Consider the following 17,867-nt stretch of genomic DNA (forward strand, 5'->3'; position numbering starts at 1 on the left):
AAATAGTGCTCGTATGAAGCACTATTTTTTATAGATAGTAAAATTAGTATTACTATTAATGTCATTTGATAAGTTGTAAACAATATTTGATAAAACATATTCACCATTATTAATATAGATTTCAATAATGTGCTGGTCATAGAAAATTTTTAACTCACATTTATCTAATTTGGGTGATGATAATTGTTTTAAACCAGCATCATAATTATAAACTAAGCTTCGATCAATATTTAATTTACCATCAAAACTGATTTGATAACCACCAATATTTAAATAATCCCCGATATCTAATTTAGTTGTAATTTTACATGCAATTTCATTATTAAAATCATTTGTTTCACTAACAAAAAGGTTATCGACATTAGGATGTATATCACTATAGATATGATTGTTTCGATACGTGATTATTCGAGGATAAGTAATTAATCCAATCCAGTTTTCATCATCTGGTGCAGGCATCCGCATCCAGGCAACATAAATTCTACGACCATCTTCATCAATTGTTGATTGTGGAGCGTAAAGATCCAAACCATAATCTAAATAATTTAATGGACCAGTAATTTCTAACTTACAATTTTCATGATCAAAATTAATAGTTGTAATTCGACCATGCGATGGGTAACCATCTTTATTAGTTCGTTCTGGAGACATAATTAAAATATCCTGACCATCAACATTAAATATATCTGGGCATTCCCACATATCACCGTATTTAAGACCACGATAATTATTTACATATTTCCAATCTTTACCATCGGTAGAATTATAAAATAACAATTGACCATTGTAATTATTTGTTTCATCTAAATACTTACTTGCAAGAACCATATAATATTTATTGTCATGATACCAGACTTTTGGATCACGGGTGTGAGTAGGATGTCCGATTTGACCTTCTTTAAAAACAGGGATAATCATTTTTTTACTATTTAGATTATCGAATTTAAACCCATCTTCACTAATGATCATACTCTGACTTGATAAAAATTCATCACCGGTAAGAGTAGTATGGATATTTTCAGGATTTGTTTTAGTATATCTTACTGAAGTATAATAAATATACATTTTACCATCTATTTTAATGCTTGAACCAGAAAAACAACCATTAGCGTCAAAGTTTTTGCTTGGGTATAAAGCAATTCCTAAATCTTGCCAATTAATTAAGTCTTTACTTATCGCATGACCCCAGTGCATTGTTCCCCAACGGTTTTCATAGGGAAAATATTGATAAAATAAATGGTAATTACCTCGATAGTAGATAAAACCATTAGGATCATTGATCCAATGTTTAGGGGCTGTTAAATGATATTTTGGATGCATAAGTTCCTCCTTTTTATATAATATTTTCAGTTTTTATTTTACTATAGATAAAAAATAATTTAAATCTTATCTTTAATATTACAAAAAAATTACTGACTATATTATAAAATTAAAATGAATTTTAATACGTCGATATTATCATGATAATAATTTTATGTTGACTAATAATCCGTTTTGTAGTATTCTATATCTATACTAAGAATTGTATACATGTATGAAGTGATACAATTTGGAAGAAGGGGGATAAAAATGAAGAAATTTTTAGCAGTTCTTGCTAGTCTAGCAATGATGGTTTCACTAACAGGCTGTGGTGGTGGAGGAAGCGATGGAGATATTCTTTATTACGCTTTAGACACTGAAGCTAAATCATTAGACTCAACAGTTGCAACAGATGGGGCTTCATTTACTGCTATTGCTCAATTTGTTGAAGGATTAACAGCTCGTGATGAAGATGGTGAAATCGCTTTAAATCTAGCTGAAGATGCTGAAACTAGTGAAGACGGTCTTACTTGGACTTTTAAAATTAGAGATGATGCTAATTGGGAAAATGGAGACCCAGTTACAGCAAATGATTTTGTTTACGCTTGGACAAGATTACTTAAAAATGGTGGTGAATATTCATCAATGTTCGGTCCTGATGGTGCTAACATTGTAAATGCTACTGCAATTATGGAAGGTACTATGGAAGCCGACCAATTAGGTGTTGAAGCAACTGATGATAAAACTTTAGTTGTTCATTTAGTTACACCTTGTGCTTATTTCTTGGAATTGATGAACTTCGCAGTTTTCTATCCACAAAATGAAGCGTTTATTAAGGAAGTTGGTGAAGATAATTATGCTACTTCAGCAGATAATTTATTATCTTGCGGTCCTTTTAAAGTAACAGATTATCAACAAGGTTCTCGTATTACTTATGAAAAGAATGAAGAATACTTTAATGCTGATGCTGTACAATTAGATGGTGTGGAAATCTATCAATCAGTATCTCCTGATACAGGAACTATGGGATTTGAAAATGGTGATTATGATTTTGTACCTATCAGCTTTGAAATGGTAGATCAATATACAGATTCAGATGCTTACTACACTTACCAACAAGGATATATGCACTTTATCATGTTCAATTATCAAAATGAACAATTACAAAACATTAACTTACGTCGTGCTATTAACTTGGCTATTGATCGCAGTGATTTTGCAAAGAACGTCTTAAAAGATGGTTCAGTTGCTGCTCAAGGTTTTGTACCTAGCGGTCTAACTTTAAGCCCGCAAGAAACTGATTTCCGTGATGATGCTGGAAGTTATTTAAGCTATGATTTAACTCAAGCTCAACAATATTTAGATGCTGCTTTACAAGAATTAGGAGTTTCTGAAATTACTTTAGAGTTATTATATGGTAATAATGAGGCGCCAAATGATACAGCTGCAGAATACTTAGAAAGTGCTTTAAGTAAATTAAATGGTTTAAATATTGAAATGAAAGTAGAATCGAAAAATGCTCGATTAGAGGACATGACTAATGGTAACTTTGATATGGCAGTAACTCGTTGGGGACCTGACTATGCCGATCCTACAACATATTTAACATTATATAGTACTACAAATAGTAACAATGATGGTAAATACTCAAATGTTGCTTATGACGAAATCTTAAATCAAATTACTACTGCAGCAGATGCTAGTACTCGTTGGCAATTAATGATTCAAGCTGAAAAAATGTTAATGGATGATTATGCTATGGTGCCTATCTTTGAAAAAGGTGGATGTGCATTATGGAATACAGATTATGAAGGTTTAGTAATTAGAGTAACTGGACCAAACGTATTAAAATACGTTCATAAAGTTTAGTAGTAAATAAAAAATAAAAAAAGTAGGTAGAAACACATTATAAATTTATCTATAATGTGTTTCTTTGTTAAAGGAGGAAAAAGATATGGATAAAGCAATGACTAAATATATAGCTAAGCGATTAGCCATTTCTCTAATAACTCTGTTTGTTATTATCATTGTATTGTTTGTGATGATCAGATCACTACCCGGTACTCCTTTTAATTCAGAAAGGATGACAGATGCCCAGCTTGCTGCGGCTAATGCTAAATATGGTTTTGATCAGCCGTTATTAGTACAATTTGTTATGTATTTAAAAGATATGGTAACTGGGGATTTTGGTATTTCATTTACATTATATAAAAATGTGTCAGTTGCTTCTTTAGTAGGTAATGCTGCTAAAATTTCATTTATTTATGGTATTGCAGCTTGTATTTTTGGTACTTTAGTAGGAATGCTTTTAGGTGTTATTGCTGCATTAAAAAAGAATACAATCTGGGATACTATAACTACTACGATTTCAGTATTAGGGGTTTCTATTCCATCATTCGTTTTTGCGTTATTGATGGTTATGATTTTTGCTTTTGAATTGAAAATTTTACCACTCCAATATAGTAATCGAAATCCGTTTTTTAGTTCGATACTGCCGGTTTTAGCCTTGTCTATGAGTGTTATTGCCAATGTGGCTAGGTTTACAAGAACCGAGATGATTTCGGTGTTAAATAGTGATTATATCACTTTAGCTAAGGCTAAAGGGTTAGATGGTAGAACTTTAATTTTAAAACATGCTTTAAGAAATGGGTTAATTCCAGTAATTACAATTTTAGGACCTATCTTAGTTAACTTGATGACTGGGACAATGGTCGTTGAACAGATTTGCGGGGTACCTGGTTTAGGTAAATTGTTGATCAATGGTATTTCAGCAAATGACTATGATATTGTTTTAGCATGTGCATTCTTATATGCAGTTATGTATATAGTAATTGTTTTTGTTATTGACGTTTCTTATGGATTGATCGATCCAAGAATTCGTTTAGGAAGGGGGTAAGCTATAATGACTGAAAAATATGAATTTTTAGCTGATGATTTTGAATTTGTTAGTGAAAATAAAGATGATATTAAAGACGTCGTTATGCCAGCTAAACCTTTTTGGAAAGATTCAATAGGACGTTTTATTAAAAATAAAGGATCAGTAATTGGAATAATCTTTATTGCTGTATATATTCTTTTAGCAATAGTTGTACCAATGATAAGCAGCTGGGATTATGCGGCAATTGATACATCACTTGCTAATATTGAGCCTAATGCAACGCATCTTTTTGGTACTGATAACTTCGGACGTGATTTATTTGTACGTTTGTGGCGTGGTGCTCGTGTTTCATTGATGATTGCTTTTTTAGCAGTATTTATTGATGTTATTGTGGGAATGACTTATGGTTTAATTTCTGGATATTTTGGTGGTAAAGTCGATATGATTTTACAAAGAATTCAAGAAGTTTTAAACTCAATTCCAACATTAGTAGTTTTAACATTATTATTAACAGTAATGAAATCATCATTATTCACGATTGTAATTGCATTGTCATTTACTGAGTGGATACCGATGTCACGAATTACTAGAGCTCAGGTTCTAAAAGTAAAAGAAGATGAATTTGTTTTAGCTTCAAGAACACTAGGAGCTTCAAATTTCTTTATCATTTTTAAAGAAATTTTACCAAATATTATTAATCAGTTAATTATCATGTGTATGATGACAGTTCCAAATGCGATTTTCTATGAAGCATATTTATCATTTGTTGGATTAGGATTACCAGTTCCAGAAGCTTCACTTGGAACATTGATAAATGATGGTTTTGAATTCTTCTTGATCTATCCTTATCAAATGTTAATTCCTGCTGTTGCCTTAGCAATCTTGATGTTATGCTTCAACTTAGTTGCTGATGGACTTCGTGATGCATTAGATCCAACGATGAAGGAGATGTAATGATGGAAGCAAGTAAAAAAAGAGAAAGAATTTTAAAAGTTAGAGATTTGCATATCTCTTTTAAAACAGATTCCGGTAAAGTAAATGCAATTCGTGGTGTGGATCTTGATTTATATAAGGGTGAAACAATAGCTATTGTTGGTGAATCTGGTTCAGGTAAAAGTGTTACTACAAAAGCTATTTTAGGTATTTTAGCAAACAATGGTACTATTGACAGTGGTTCAATTGAATATGTCTGGTATGATGAATATACTGGTGAACGTCAAGAACGTGATATTGTTCAAATGAGCGAGCGAGAAATGCAAAAAGAAATTCGTGGTCGTAAAATTGCCATGGTATTCCAAGATCCAATGACTTCATTGAATCCAACAATGACAATTGGAAAACAAATTATGGAACCAATGATTTATCACTATAAACGTTCTAAAGAAGAAGCGTATGCTAAAGCAATTGAATTATTAGAATTAGTTGGTATCACTGATGCCCAAAAGAGAATGAAAAACTATCCGCATCAATTATCAGGAGGGATGCGTCAAAGAGTTGTTATTGCTATTGCTCTTTCATGTGATCCTTATGTATTGATTTGTGATGAACCAACAACTGCGCTTGATGTTACCATTCAAGCAAAAATCCTAGAATTAATTAAAGAAATCCAAACTAAAAAGGATTTATCAGTAATTTATATTACTCATGACTTAGGTGTTGTTGCAAAAGTAGCGGATTTTGTTAATGTTATGTATGCTGGTAAAATAGTTGAACAAGGAACTATTGATGAAATATTCTATGATCCACGTCATCCATATACATGGGGATTATTATCATCGATGCCAGATCTAGATACAAATGATGATGTTTTATATACAATTCCTGGAACACCACCAAACTTAGCTTATGAAATAGTTGGGGATGCTTTTGCTCCTCGTAATCCATATGCTTTAAATATTGATTTACGATTAGAACCACCGATGTTCGATGTACCTGGTTCAAAAACTCATAAAGTAGCCAGCTGGCTAATGCATGAAAAAGCACCAAAGGTAGAAATGCCAGAATCATTGAAAAAAAGGTTAGAAAAAATGAAAGTTGAGGGACTGTAAGATGGAAACAAGAGAACCTGTATTAGAAGTTGAAAACTTAAAACAATACTTTCGAATCAATCGTAAATTTACAGTTAAAGCAGTCAACGGTATTTCTTTTAAAATTTATCCAGGGGAAACATATGGTTTAGTAGGTGAATCTGGTTCTGGAAAATCAACTACAGGTCGTAGTATTATTAGATTATATAAGCCAACTGATGGTAAAGTACTATTCAAAGGTAAAGATATTTCTGGTAAGATGTCTAAAAATGATTTGAGATTATTAAGAACTAAGATGCAGATGATTTTTCAAGATCCAATGGCTTGTTTAAATCCTCGTAAAAAGGTTTTAGATATAATTGCTGAAGGTTTAGATATCCACCATTTGTATAAAACTACTGAAGAAAGAAATCAAAAAGTATATGAAATTTTGGAACTGGTTGGGTTATCTAAAGAACATGCTAGTCGTTATCCGCATCAATTTTCTGGTGGACAACGGCAAAGAATCGGGATTGCTCGAGCATTAATTATGGATCCTGATTTAGTTATTGCTGATGAAGCTATCTCTGCTTTAGATGTTTCAATTCAAGCTCAAGTGGTAAACTTGATGAAGAAAATTCAAAAAGAAACTAATACTGCTTATTTATTCATCGCTCATGATTTGAGTATGGTTAAATATATTTCGGATCATATTGGTGTTTTACATTTAGGGCACTTAGTAGAAACAGGAACTACTGATGAAATTTTCAATAATCCGATTCATCCATATACTAAATCATTATTAAGTGCAATTCCTATTCCTAATCCAAGGGTAGAAAAAACACGTACTTCAATCAGTTATGATTATGATAATAATGATATTGATTATGAAAAAGGAACTGAACATTTAGTTGAAGGAACTCATATGGTTTTAGCAACTGATGAAGAATTTGAAGAATGGACAAAACGGGTTTAGTTATTAGAATACCTCGATCAAATTAAAAGATTAAATAATCAAAATTGTATTCCTACTAGTTTACTAGTAGGAATATTTTTTTATTTAGTAATTATATTGATTGCTCATTTTTCCAAATAAAAATCTCCTAGTAAATAGTATTTGCTTTTACTTTTTTCTAGGAGATTATCAAATTAAACTTAAGTTATACAATAAAGATTAAGGAATTAAGATATTAAGAGCTTGAGGAACAACTTCAATAGTAACTGGCAATGGTGAACCTTCTTCACCATCAATATCAATTACTAACTCTTGTTTAGTACTGATAGTAATTTTTTTGGCTTGAGTATAAAAAATAAACGGACTTTTAGCGTGTTTATGCAACAAATAATCTTTAGATAAAGCCATTAAATCAGTAACTGAACATTTTTTTATAATAATTAAATCCAATAAACCATCTTGAACATCGGCATAAGGAATAATACGATCAAAGCCACCCACGCGATTAGTATTACTAACCATAAACATTTTTGCTTCAAACTCTTTAGTTTCGTAATTGTCAATAACGACTTTTAAATCAATATTAGTGTTTAACTGACTTGGTAAATTAGCAATTCCATTAATGTAATATGCTAACGGACCTAATCTTTTTTTATCTGCTTTGCTAACGGTAAAAGAAACATCGCTAAACATTCCCCCTGCAGCAACATTCATAAAATAACGATCATTAATTTTACCAACATCTAAGCATAATGTTTTAAATTGTTTGATCATGGCACATACTTTATCAACCTGATTAGGAAGATTTAAGTAATTAGCAAAATCATTTACTGTTCCAGCTGCCAAAATACAAAGTGGAATTTTCTTGTTGGTGCTTACCATACCGCTAACAACTTCGTTAATGGTGCCATCACCACCGACAACAATGATAAAATCATAATTTTTTTCATCGACATTTAATACATGATTGTAAGCATCATCTTTTTTCTGGGTATAAAAGACATCAATGTGATTTACTAATTGTTGTAAAATCAGTTGACCGGTAAGTTTATCTAGTGAATTTTGAATTGTTCTTTGACCAGAAGAAGGATTAATAATTAATAAACAACGTTTCATTTAGTTATTCTTTTATTAATTCTTTTAAAACTTCTACTGCTTGTTTCATCATTGTCAAGGAAACAAATTCAAAAGGACCATGGAAATTAGCACCACCAGTTCCGATATTAGGACAAGGTAGCCCCATAAAAGTTAAACGAGCTCCATCAGTACCACCACGAATTGGAGTTGCCTGGGCTTTGATGCCTACTTTAGCCATTGCTTGATTTAAATTATCAATAATATAATAATTATCTTTAATTATCTTTGCCATATTAAGATATGATTCCTGAATATCTAATTTTACTAATTCATAACCATATTTTTCATCAAGATATGTTTTGATTCGTTTAAAATCAGCAATTTGTTTTTGAGCAATATCGTAGTCGTGGTTACGGATGATATATTCCATTGTTGCTTTTTGGCAACCACCTTCTAAATGATGAAGATGATTAAAACCATCGTAATTATCAGTGTAATATGGTTTCATTTGTTCTGGTAACATATTTTCAAATTCAATTGCAACATTAATGGCACTAACCATTTTATTTTTAGCATCACCAGGATGAATTGATTTTCCAGTAATTTCTACCTTTGCGCTATAAGCATTGAAGTTTTCGTAATTATATTCTTCAATATCACCACCATCTAAAGTATAAGCATATTGAGCGTTAAATTTTTTAACATCAAAGTTATCAGGTCCCCGACCAACTTCTTCATCAGGCGTAAAAGCTATTTTAATATCATTATGTTTAACTTCAGGATGTTCATATAGATAATTAGCTAAATCCATAATGATAGCAACACCAGCTTTATCATCAGCACCTAATAATGTCGTACCATCAGTAGTGATTAAATCATGACCAATCATTTTATTTAAAATATTAAATTTATCAGGATCTAGTGTTAATCCTAATTCTTTGTTAATAGTAATGATTGAACCATCATAATTAGTTATTTTTTGTGGTTTTATGTTTGTACCACTAGCATCAGGTGAGGTGTCCATGTGAGCGATAAAACCAATGACATCACCTTGACCACCATTGCCTTTAATAGTTCCATAAACGATTCCATACTCATCTAAATGGGCATCACTAATACCAATTTCCAACATTTCTTTAACTAGTTCTTTTCCTAGTTCTAATTGTTTTAAAGTTGATGGGGTAGTATTTGAGTATTCATCTGATTGTGTATCAAAACTTACATATTTTAAAAATCTTTCTTCAATATTCATTTTTAGTACTTCTCCCTTATTTGATATTTAATAATAATTATACTCATAAATTGATTTTTTAACAATGTTTAGATTTTTTTTATATATAAATTATATATAAATTTGATGAGAAGTGGTAGTTTTAAAAGAAAAGTTAATTTTTTTTAAAATATTATTTTAAGTTGTATTCTGATATTGTTGTATACAAATAAGTGGAAATAAATGATTATTTTAGGATTTTAATAAAATATGTGGAATAAAATTGTGTTTTATAGTAAAGGTTATGTAAAATTTAAGTATTTTTTGTGGAATATTGTCGCAATTAAAGGTTGACAAGAAAAAAATTTTTTATTACACTAGAAAAAGGCAATATCATATTTGATTGCTTAAAAAAAGGAAGGGGAATAGATATGAAACTAAAAAAACTAGTTGCCTTAGCATTAACAGCAACTATGTTGGTTGGTTGCGGTGGCGGATCTGGTTCTAGCGATGAAAATGCTATTAGTATCGATTTGACACAAGAACCACCACAAATGAATTCGATTCTGACTTCAAGTACAGGATCAGGAAACGTATTAAGACATTGTATGGAAGGTTTGGTTTCATTAGATGAAAATAGTGAACCTGTTCCAGGAATGGCTGAAAGCTGGGACGTAAGTGCAGATTACAGAACTGTAACTTTCCATTTAAGAAAAGGAGCTAAATGGTCTTCTGGTGAAGAAGTAACTGCAAAAGACTTCGTATTTGCCTTAGATCAATTATTTACTACTTCTAATGCAGCACCTTATTCTGGTACTTGGGCACCTAGAATCGTAGGAGCTGAAGATTATATGGCAGCAACTGAAAAACTTGCTGAAGCTGAATCTGCATTATCTAAAGCTAAAAAAGATAAAGGAGATACATCATCAGCAGAAGCAGCTGTAGCAGCAGCAGAAGCAGAAGTTGCAAGAGTACACGAATCAATCGGTTATAAAGCTGTAGATGATTATACTTTAACATTTAATTTAACTGGACCTTATGAATATTTTGTTGCTTTAACAGCATTCTATAATTTCTTACCTGTTAATGAAGAAGAATTCAACAAATTAGGTGGAATTGAATCATATGCTACTGAAGCAGATAAAATGGTTTATAACGGACCATTCGTTATTACAGATTGGACTCATGAAGATTCAATCGTTCTTGAAAAGAATCCAGATTACTGGGATGCTGATTCTATTAAATTAGATAAAATCACATTCAGAATGATCAAAGATTCAAATACTCGTTTAAATGAATATCAAGCAGGTTCAATCGATGTTATTGAATTAACTGGAGATCAAGTACAAGATTTACAAAAAGAAGATCAATATAAAGACTTAATTAAAGAATTTGATGATGGTTCAAACTTCTATTTACAATATAATGTAACTAGACCTGGTTTAAACAATGCTAATATTCGTAAAGCAATCACTTATGCAGTAGATGCTCAACAATTTATTGATAGTATTGTTAAAAATGGTTCAACTGTAGCAAACTCATTTACACCACCTGCAATTAATAATGGTGAATTTACAGCTTCAGTTGGAGATGTTTATCATCGTGATAGTGTAGATCCAAAAGCTTTATTAGAACAAGGATTAGCTGAAACTGGATTAACTGTTGATGAATTAAAATTCACAATGATCGCTGATGATACTGATTCAGCTAAAACTTATGCTGCTTTCGTTCAAGAACAAGTTAAATCTAAATTAGGTGTAAATATTGAAGTTAAAGCAGAAACTTATAAAGCACGTATTAATGATATGAACAATCATAACTTTGATATCGTATTCGCTGGATGGGGACCTGATTATAACGACCCAATGACTTTCTTAGATTTATTTGTTACTGGAGCTGGAAATAACTCTGGATTATATAGCAATCCAACTTATGATAGTTTAGTAGAACAAGCAAATGCAGAAGCTGATCAAACTAGACGTAATGAATTAATGGTTCAAATCGAACAAATTCTAGCTCAAGATTGCCCAATCGGTTATGTATATAATAGAAAGAAAAGTTATATTACTTCTGAAAGAGTAAAAGGATTAGTACGTACTGCATTCTCTGATATTGATGCAAGACATGCTAGTGTAAAATAATTAATTGATTAAAGTTTGTGTGCAAAATTGTTTAAGTGGGCTGTATGTATCCATACAGCCCGCATATGTTTATTACTTAAATTTTTAAAGGATGTGAATTTATGGCGAAATATATAGCTAAAAGAATTTTTTACGCACTAATTACAATCTTTGTATTAATTTCCCTAACCTTTTTAATGATGCATTTATTACCGGGTGAACCATTTTTAGGTGATAAAGCGATGTCTGAAGCCACAAAGCAAGCAATGCGTGTAAAATATGGCTTAGATCAGCCGGTATTAACGCAATATATTAACTATATTGGTAGTGTATTACATGGTGATTTAGGAACTTCTATTACTTCAAATCGTCCTGTAGCTACAATTATTATGGAATCATTCCCAATTTCATTTGATTTAGGTGTTCGTGCTATTATTTTAGCAGTTGTATTTGGAATTGGTTTGGGATCATTAGCTGCAATCAAACGTGGTCGAAAAGCTGATACATTTGCTATGTTAGTTGCAGTTATTGGTGTTTCTGTACCAAGTTTCATTATTGCTGCCTTATTGCAATTCTTTATTGCTTTAAAATTAGGTCAATCTTTGGGAACGTACATATTCCCAGTCAGTGGCTGGACAACGTTTGCTTCTAAGATTTTACCACCGATTGCCTTATCATTTGGTTCAATGGCAACTATTTCACGATTAATGCGTACAAGTATGTTAGATGTTTTAAGTTCGGATTATATTAAAACAGCTAAAGCAAAAGGATTATCACAAAAATTAATTGTTTGGCGTCATGCTATTCGTAATGCTGTTATGCCAGTTATCACTGTATTAGGACCAATTACTGCTAGTGTATTAACAGGGGCTTTTGTTGTTGAAAAAGTCTTTGTAATTCCTGGCTTAGGACAATTCTTTGTTAACTGTGTAACTCAATTAGATTATCCGATGATTTGTGGTAGTACAATTTTCTATGGCGTATTTTTAATTATTGCAACATTAATTGTTGATATCTTATACGGTGTAATCGACCCAAGAATCAAAATTCAAGGAGGTAAGAAATAATGGATATGAAAAAAAATCAAGATTTAATTGATGAAAATATTGCAGCCGATGAATTTGAATGGGTTGGTCAAGATAAAGATGCAATGAATGCAATCTCTCGTGAAAGTATTAGTTTCTGGAAAGATTCATTGAGACGTTTAAAGCAAACAAAATCTGCATTAGTGTTTTTAACTATCTTAATCATTATTACTTTGTGTGCAATTTTTATTCCAATGTTCTATCCAATTGAACAATCAGTTCAACATTATGATTGTATGAATTTAGGGATGTTTTCTTCTTGTAACGAAGGTGGATTTATGCATATCTTTGGTACTGATTCATTAGGTAGAGATATCTTTATTCGTATTTGGGAAGGAGGACGTGTTTCTCTTACAATTGCCTATTCTGCAATCGCTATTGACTGTGTAGTTGGTGTTATCTATGGTGGTATTGCTGGATACTTTGGTGGTATGGTTGATAATGTTATGATGCGTATCGTTGAAATCGTAACTGGTATTCCATATATCTTAGTTGTTATCTTGTTTATGATGGTTATGTCTCCTGGGATTGGAACATTAATTATCGCTTATGCTATTACTGGTTGGGTTAGTATGGCTCGTCTGGTTCGTGGACAAGTTATTCAATTAAAAGAACAAGAATTTGTTGTTGCTTCACAAACCATGGGGGCTTCAACAAAAAGAATTATTTTGAAACATTTAGTACCTAATTTACTTTCTATTATTATTATTCAATTAACATTAGAGATTCCTTCTGCAATCTTTACAGAAGCATTCTTGTCATTTATTGGTTTAGGTGTACCTATTCCAAATTCATCTTGGGGTACTCTTGCAAACGATGGTATTCAAGTATTTAGAAATTACCCAACACAATTGCTTATCCCAGCATTCTTTATTAGTATTACAATGTTAAGTTTCAACTTATTAGGGGATAAATTAAGAGATGCATTTGACCCTAAATTAAGGAGGTAATTAAATGGCTAAAAATGTTTTAAATATAAAAGATTTATATGTATCATTTGATACATATGCAGGTGAAGTCCAAGCAGTGCGTGGGGTTTCTTACCATGTTGATGAAGGAGAAGTTTTAGGAGTAGTAGGTGAATCAGGATGTGGTAAATCAGTAACTGCTCAAACTATTATGAAATTAAATCCAATGCCACCTGCAAAAATCAAATCTGGAGAAATTACTCTAGATGGTATTGATATTATCGCTACATCTGAAGATAAGATGCAAGAAATTCGTGGTAAGGAAGTTAGTATGATTTTCCAAGACCCAATGACATGTTTGAATCCAACAATGAAAGTTGGTCGTCAAATTACCGAAGCAATTAAGCATCACCAAAAATTATCTAAAGAAGAAGCTGAAAAAAGATCAATTGAAATGTTGAAATTAGTGCAAATTCCAAACCCAGAAGAAAGAGCACAACAATATCCTCATGAGTTTTCAGGAGGAATGAGACAAAGAGCGATGATCGCGATGGCTTTATCTTGTAATCCAAAATTATTGATTGCCGATGAACCAACAACAGCGTTAGACGTTACAATCCAAGCGCAAATTATTGATTTATTAGGTGATATTCGTAAAAAAACTGGTACAGCAATTATTTTGATTACTCATGACTTAGGAGTTGTAGCTTCATTAGTTGATCGTGTTGCTGTTATGTATGCTGGTAAAATCGTTGAGACTGCAAAAGTAAATGATATCTTTAAAAATGCAGCTCATCCATATACAAAAGCACTTTTAAGTAGTTTACCTTCTCATGATACTTCAAAAGAAGATAAATTAACATCTATTCCAGGAACACCACCTGATTTGATCAAACCTCCAGTTGGTTGTGGTTTTGCAAGCAGATGTGAAAAATGTATGAAAATTTGTAAAGCAAAACAACCACCTGTATTTGATTTAGGTGATGGTCACAGTGCATCTTGCTGGTTATTACATAAAGATTGCCCTCAAGGAGGTAATAAATAATGGCAGATAATATTTTAGTTAAAGTAGATAATGTTTCTAAACATTTCCATACTGCTGGTGGAGTAGTAAAAGCTGTTAATAATGTTTCTTTTGAAATCGCTAAAGGTGAAACAGTAGGTTTAGTAGGTGAATCAGGATGTGGTAAGTCAACTTTAGGACGTACTCTTATGGGAATCTATCAACCAACTGAAGGTAAAATTTATTTTAATAACGAAGAAATTAATATTAAAAAAGCTAAAGATCGTTATAAATACGCTAAAAAAGCTCAAATGATCTTCCAAGATCCATATGCTTCATTAAATCCACGTATGACAGTAGGAAGTATTATTTCTGAAGGTATGGAAATTCATAACATGTATACTCCAGAAAAGAGAAAAGAACGTGTTGGTGAATTATTAGACTTAGTTGGGTTAAATAAAGAATATGCTAACCGTTTCCCACATGAATTCTCAGGTGGACAACGTCAAAGAATTGGAATTGCTCGTGCTCTTGCAATTGAACCAGAGTTTTTAATCTGTGATGAACCAATTTCAGCATTAGATGTTTCAATTCAATCACAAATCATTAACTTGTTAATTGATTTACAAAAAAGATTAGGATTAACATATTTATTTATTGCCCACGATTTGGACATTGTGAGATATATTTCTGATCGTATTGTTGTAATGTATCTTGGACATGTTGTGGAAATTGGTGAAAGTAATGAAGTTTATTCAAATGCATTGCACCCATATTCACAAGCATTATTATCAGCAGTACCTATTCCAGATCCAAAATTAGAACGTGAAAAGAAAAGAATTATCCTTGAAGGTGATATTCCAAGTCCAATTAATTTACCTAAAGGATGTCCTTTTGCAGGTCGTTGTCATTATGCAAAACCTGAATGTAGTGAATCTATGCCTGAATTAAAAGAAGTTTCTGCTGGTCATTTTGTGGCTTGTCATAACATAAATAAATAAGATATTGTTTTTAAATAAGCAATATCTTTTTTTTTGCAAATAAAAAAGCAGCGAACTGCTTTTAATGATTATTATTTACTATTTTTAATAAATGATTAAATAATTGTTTAGAGTTTTTGTATTTTGGTGAGATTATCATATTTAACTTACCATCTAAAAATTTATTGCTTTCATGATCTTTTTCACGAATATCTAAACAGACTAATTGTTTTTTTTGCTTTAATAAAGTTGCTTTTTTAATGATACGGACATTAACTCCTTCAAGATAACGATCACTATTTAATACTTTTTCATAAGCCTGTTTTTCATTTAAAAAGTCACCAAGATATTCATTTTCATCAAAATACCGTTTTAACATCGGACCAGCAATTGGTTCTTGATTTTCATTGTAGACAAGATAAAAGTTACCATTAGTATCTTCAACAAATACAAATAAATAAGCTAGAAAATCATATTTATTATGATTTAAAATAAAATATGTTATTGCTATAACAAATAAAAAAGCAATCAAATAACTAACTATATATGGAAATGGAGCAAATAACATCAATAAAGTAAGTAAAATAATTGTTAAAGCGACGATAATAATTATATGAGGAATTTTAATACCAGACATAATATTTGGCTCATCATATAGCCTTAAATCATAAGTGTAAATTTCTTCTATTTCAACAGGTGATTTTTCTAAATAATATAATGATTTCATATAATACTCCCTTTACTATTTTTATATAAAGTATATACTTTTAGACTATTTTTCGCAACTAACATTTTAATATCTTTCGAAGTTTAATTTAGTTTATATTCTATTTATTTTAGTGTATAATGATGTCCTGTACTTGGATTGTAAAATAAAAGGAGTGAATTAGATGGCAAAATATTATGCAGTAAAAAAAGGACACAAACCTGGTATTTATACTAGCTGGGATGAGTGTAAAAAACAGGTAGAAAAGTTTAGTGGAGCTGTTTATAAGTCTTTTACATCATTAGAGGATGCTAAAAACTTTATCAAATTAGAGGAAGAAAAAATAGTTGATTATGGCTTGATTGCTTATGTTGATGGTAGCTATAATATTAAAACTAAAGAATATGGATTCGGCTGTATTTTAATTGAAGGACAAAAAGTCATTAAGGAATTATCAGGAAAAGGAGATAAAGAAGCTTTAGTATCAATGCGTAATGTTGCCGGTGAAATTTTAGGTAGTTTAGCTGCGATGAAATTTGCTTTAGAAAATGGCTATCCAGGAGTTTGTATATATTATGATTATGAAGGAATCGAAAAATGGGCTAATGGACTTTGGCGTGCTAATAAGATTGGAACACAGAATTATCAAAAACTAGTCAATGAATATCGAAAAAAAATCAATATTTCATTTATAAAGGTATTAGCTCATAGTGGTGACTTTTTTAATGAACGTGCTGATAAATTAGCTAAAAAGGCGGTGGGAATCAATGGCTAAAAAAATTAAGTTGACTAAAAGAAAAAAACGCTATTTAGCTAAAAGCTGGTTAGGGCTATTAGTTTTAGCAATTATTGCGGGTTATAATTTTTATCAAGATCATAAAACAATTAAGCCTGGGGAACGCTTCGAAGTTACTTTAAATGAATGTATTGATGGTGATACAGCCTGGTTTGATGTTGATGGCAAAAATACTAAGGTTCGTTTTTTATACATCGATACCCCTGAATCTACTAATCAGATTGAAGCTTATGGAAAAGAGGCGAGTGAATATACTAAAAATGAATTAACTGCTGCTAAAACTATTGAGTTAGAATTAAACAATGATGGTGATCAAACTGATAAGTATGATCGATTGTTGGCATGGGTTTTTGTTGATGGTGAATTATTACAAGAAAAACTAGCTCGTGAAGGTTTAGTGGAAAAATTTTATGACTACGGTTATGATTATACATATAAACAAGAAATAATTGCTGCAGATAATCAGGCTAAAGAAGAACATTTAGGAATTTATAATAAATAAAAAGAACTGAAATAATTAACAGTTCTTTTTATTATTTTTTATTTTTCTTTTTTGCTCTTCTATTGCAAAAATAGGCAATACCAATAGTAATTACAGCAACAATTGGTAAGATCCAAAGGAAATTTGAATTAATATAACGATAATCTCCTGACCAGATTGAAGTCCATTCACCAATCTTTTTAATTAAAATGGCAATTGCATAAGAAGTTGTAACTACTTGTACTGCTCCAACAATAAACTTAATTATTTTTGGGAATACTTCTGCAAATAGAATTAGTGAGATAATACATACTGCACTAATAAAACAGTTTATTACAAAATACATAGCGATTCTCCTTTTAT

Annotated in this window: 17 protein-coding genes; 12 read left to right on the top strand and 5 right to left on the bottom strand. The window is 31.1% G+C overall.

Features of this window, described 5'->3' with window-relative positions; translation table 11 throughout:
- Positions 1-21: 21 nt before the first annotated feature.
- Positions 22-1,320, bottom strand: a complete 1,299-nt coding sequence (locus ABGT36_RS04165; RefSeq protein WP_087298933.1) for a glycoside hydrolase family 32 protein — start codon at positions 1,318-1,320, stop codon at positions 22-24.
- 249 nt (positions 1,321-1,569) lie between these two features.
- On the opposite strand from ABGT36_RS04165, the gene ABGT36_RS04170 reads away from it, so the two are divergent.
- From ABGT36_RS04170 to ABGT36_RS04190, 5 genes are all read left to right on the top strand, one after another.
- Positions 1,570-3,168, top strand: a complete 1,599-nt coding sequence (locus tag ABGT36_RS04170; protein ID WP_346676949.1) for a peptide ABC transporter substrate-binding protein — start codon at positions 1,570-1,572, stop codon at positions 3,166-3,168.
- 85 nt (positions 3,169-3,253) lie between these two features.
- Positions 3,254-4,195 (top strand): ABC transporter permease, encoded by a 942-nt coding sequence (locus ABGT36_RS04175; RefSeq protein ID WP_346676950.1) that lies wholly within the window; start codon positions 3,254-3,256, stop codon positions 4,193-4,195.
- Positions 4,196-4,201: 6 nt separating this feature from the next.
- Positions 4,202-5,131, top strand: a complete 930-nt coding sequence (locus ABGT36_RS04180) for an ABC transporter permease (protein ID WP_087371354.1) — start codon at positions 4,202-4,204, stop codon at positions 5,129-5,131.
- A 2-nt stretch (positions 5,132-5,133) separates the two neighbouring features.
- A complete protein-coding gene (locus tag ABGT36_RS04185; RefSeq protein WP_204215192.1) occupies positions 5,134-6,225 on the top strand; it encodes an ABC transporter ATP-binding protein in 1,092 nt (363 codons plus the stop codon).
- Between the two features lies 1 nt (position 6,226).
- A complete protein-coding gene (locus tag ABGT36_RS04190; RefSeq protein ID WP_087298923.1) occupies positions 6,227-7,159 on the top strand; it encodes an ABC transporter ATP-binding protein in 933 nt (310 codons plus the stop codon).
- Positions 7,160-7,357: 198 nt separating this feature from the next.
- Here the strand turns inward: ABGT36_RS04190 and ABGT36_RS04195 are convergent, their stop codons facing one another.
- Both ABGT36_RS04195 and pepT read right to left on the bottom strand, forming a co-directional pair.
- Positions 7,358-8,254: a diacylglycerol kinase family protein gene (locus ABGT36_RS04195; RefSeq protein WP_087298921.1), complete on the bottom strand. Its 897-nt coding sequence runs from the start codon at positions 8,252-8,254 to the stop codon at positions 7,358-7,360.
- Positions 8,255-8,258: 4 nt separating this feature from the next.
- Positions 8,259-9,467 (bottom strand): peptidase T, encoded by a 1,209-nt coding sequence (pepT, locus tag ABGT36_RS04200; RefSeq protein ID WP_308698053.1) that lies wholly within the window; start codon positions 9,465-9,467, stop codon positions 8,259-8,261.
- A gap of 389 nt (positions 9,468-9,856) precedes the next feature.
- Here pepT and ABGT36_RS04205 point away from each other — a divergent pair, with 389 nt between their 5' ends.
- The 5 genes from ABGT36_RS04205 (at position 9,857) to ABGT36_RS04225 (ending at position 15,542) form a co-directional block, all read left to right on the top strand.
- The gene (locus ABGT36_RS04205; protein WP_300627250.1) at positions 9,857-11,566 is read left to right on the top strand and encodes a peptide ABC transporter substrate-binding protein; all 1,710 of its coding nucleotides are present in this window, start codon (positions 9,857-9,859) and stop codon (positions 11,564-11,566) included.
- Between the two features lie 101 nt (positions 11,567-11,667).
- Complete coding sequence (locus ABGT36_RS04210) at positions 11,668-12,612, top strand: ABC transporter permease (protein WP_087371363.1); 945 nt, start codon at positions 11,668-11,670, stop codon at positions 12,610-12,612.
- Positions 12,612-13,580: an ABC transporter permease gene (locus ABGT36_RS04215; RefSeq protein ID WP_204215194.1), complete on the top strand. Its 969-nt coding sequence runs from the start codon at positions 12,612-12,614 to the stop codon at positions 13,578-13,580. Before ABGT36_RS04210 ends, ABGT36_RS04215 begins: the two co-directional genes overlap by 1 nt.
- Before the next feature lie 4 nt (positions 13,581-13,584).
- Complete coding sequence (locus ABGT36_RS04220) at positions 13,585-14,583, top strand: ABC transporter ATP-binding protein (protein ID WP_087298913.1); 999 nt, start codon at positions 13,585-13,587, stop codon at positions 14,581-14,583.
- Positions 14,583-15,542: an ABC transporter ATP-binding protein gene (locus ABGT36_RS04225; protein WP_346676954.1), complete on the top strand. Its 960-nt coding sequence runs from the start codon at positions 14,583-14,585 to the stop codon at positions 15,540-15,542. The genes ABGT36_RS04220 and ABGT36_RS04225 overlap by 1 nt, the downstream gene beginning before the upstream one ends.
- Before the next feature lie 61 nt (positions 15,543-15,603).
- Here the strand turns inward: ABGT36_RS04225 and ABGT36_RS04230 are convergent, their stop codons facing one another.
- Positions 15,604-16,248, bottom strand: coding sequence for a hypothetical protein (locus ABGT36_RS04230; RefSeq protein ID WP_087371369.1), 645 nt, complete (start codon positions 16,246-16,248; stop codon positions 15,604-15,606).
- A 163-nt stretch (positions 16,249-16,411) separates the two neighbouring features.
- On the opposite strand from ABGT36_RS04230, the gene ABGT36_RS04235 reads away from it, so the two are divergent.
- Positions 16,412-17,002: a viroplasmin family protein gene (locus tag ABGT36_RS04235; protein WP_087298907.1), complete on the top strand. Its 591-nt coding sequence runs from the start codon at positions 16,412-16,414 to the stop codon at positions 17,000-17,002.
- On the top strand, positions 16,995-17,525 hold the full coding sequence (locus ABGT36_RS04240; RefSeq protein WP_308698806.1) for a thermonuclease family protein: 531 nt from the start codon (positions 16,995-16,997) through the stop codon (positions 17,523-17,525). The genes ABGT36_RS04235 and ABGT36_RS04240 overlap by 8 nt, the downstream gene beginning before the upstream one ends.
- Positions 17,526-17,556: 31 nt before the next feature.
- On the opposite strand, the gene ABGT36_RS04245 is transcribed toward ABGT36_RS04240, so the two are convergent.
- On the bottom strand, positions 17,557-17,850 hold the full coding sequence (locus tag ABGT36_RS04245; RefSeq protein WP_087298903.1) for a hypothetical protein: 294 nt from the start codon (positions 17,848-17,850) through the stop codon (positions 17,557-17,559).
- Between the last annotated feature and the right edge of the window lie 17 nt (positions 17,851-17,867).

This window comes from Erysipelatoclostridium sp. An173, assembly GCF_963931465.1.
Taxonomy (GTDB): Bacteria; Bacillota_I; Bacilli_A; order Erysipelotrichales; family Coprobacillaceae; genus Thomasclavelia; species Thomasclavelia merdavium.

Coding starts and splice junctions, on each gene's coding strand:
- ABGT36_RS04165 (WP_087298933.1), bottom strand. CDS start 1,320: ATGCATCCAAAATATCATTTAACAGCCCCTAAACATTGGATCAATGAT.
- ABGT36_RS04170 (WP_346676949.1), top strand. CDS start 1,570: ATGAAGAAATTTTTAGCAGTTCTTGCTAGTCTAGCAATGATGGTTTCA.
- ABGT36_RS04175 (WP_346676950.1), top strand. CDS start 3,254: ATGGATAAAGCAATGACTAAATATATAGCTAAGCGATTAGCCATTTCT.
- ABGT36_RS04180 (WP_087371354.1), top strand. CDS start 4,202: ATGACTGAAAAATATGAATTTTTAGCTGATGATTTTGAATTTGTTAGT.
- ABGT36_RS04185 (WP_204215192.1), top strand. CDS start 5,134: ATGGAAGCAAGTAAAAAAAGAGAAAGAATTTTAAAAGTTAGAGATTTG.
- ABGT36_RS04190 (WP_087298923.1), top strand. CDS start 6,227: ATGGAAACAAGAGAACCTGTATTAGAAGTTGAAAACTTAAAACAATAC.
- ABGT36_RS04195 (WP_087298921.1), bottom strand. CDS start 8,254: ATGAAACGTTGTTTATTAATTATTAATCCTTCTTCTGGTCAAAGAACA.
- pepT (WP_308698053.1), bottom strand. CDS start 9,467: ATGAATATTGAAGAAAGATTTTTAAAATATGTAAGTTTTGATACACAA.
- ABGT36_RS04205 (WP_300627250.1), top strand. CDS start 9,857: ATGAAACTAAAAAAACTAGTTGCCTTAGCATTAACAGCAACTATGTTG.
- ABGT36_RS04210 (WP_087371363.1), top strand. CDS start 11,668: ATGGCGAAATATATAGCTAAAAGAATTTTTTACGCACTAATTACAATC.
- ABGT36_RS04215 (WP_204215194.1), top strand. CDS start 12,612: ATGGATATGAAAAAAAATCAAGATTTAATTGATGAAAATATTGCAGCC.
- ABGT36_RS04220 (WP_087298913.1), top strand. CDS start 13,585: ATGGCTAAAAATGTTTTAAATATAAAAGATTTATATGTATCATTTGAT.
- ABGT36_RS04225 (WP_346676954.1), top strand. CDS start 14,583: ATGGCAGATAATATTTTAGTTAAAGTAGATAATGTTTCTAAACATTTC.
- ABGT36_RS04230 (WP_087371369.1), bottom strand. CDS start 16,248: ATGAAATCATTATATTATTTAGAAAAATCACCTGTTGAAATAGAAGAA.
- ABGT36_RS04235 (WP_087298907.1), top strand. CDS start 16,412: ATGGCAAAATATTATGCAGTAAAAAAAGGACACAAACCTGGTATTTAT.
- ABGT36_RS04240 (WP_308698806.1), top strand. CDS start 16,995: ATGGCTAAAAAAATTAAGTTGACTAAAAGAAAAAAACGCTATTTAGCT.
- ABGT36_RS04245 (WP_087298903.1), bottom strand. CDS start 17,850: ATGTATTTTGTAATAAACTGTTTTATTAGTGCAGTATGTATTATCTCA.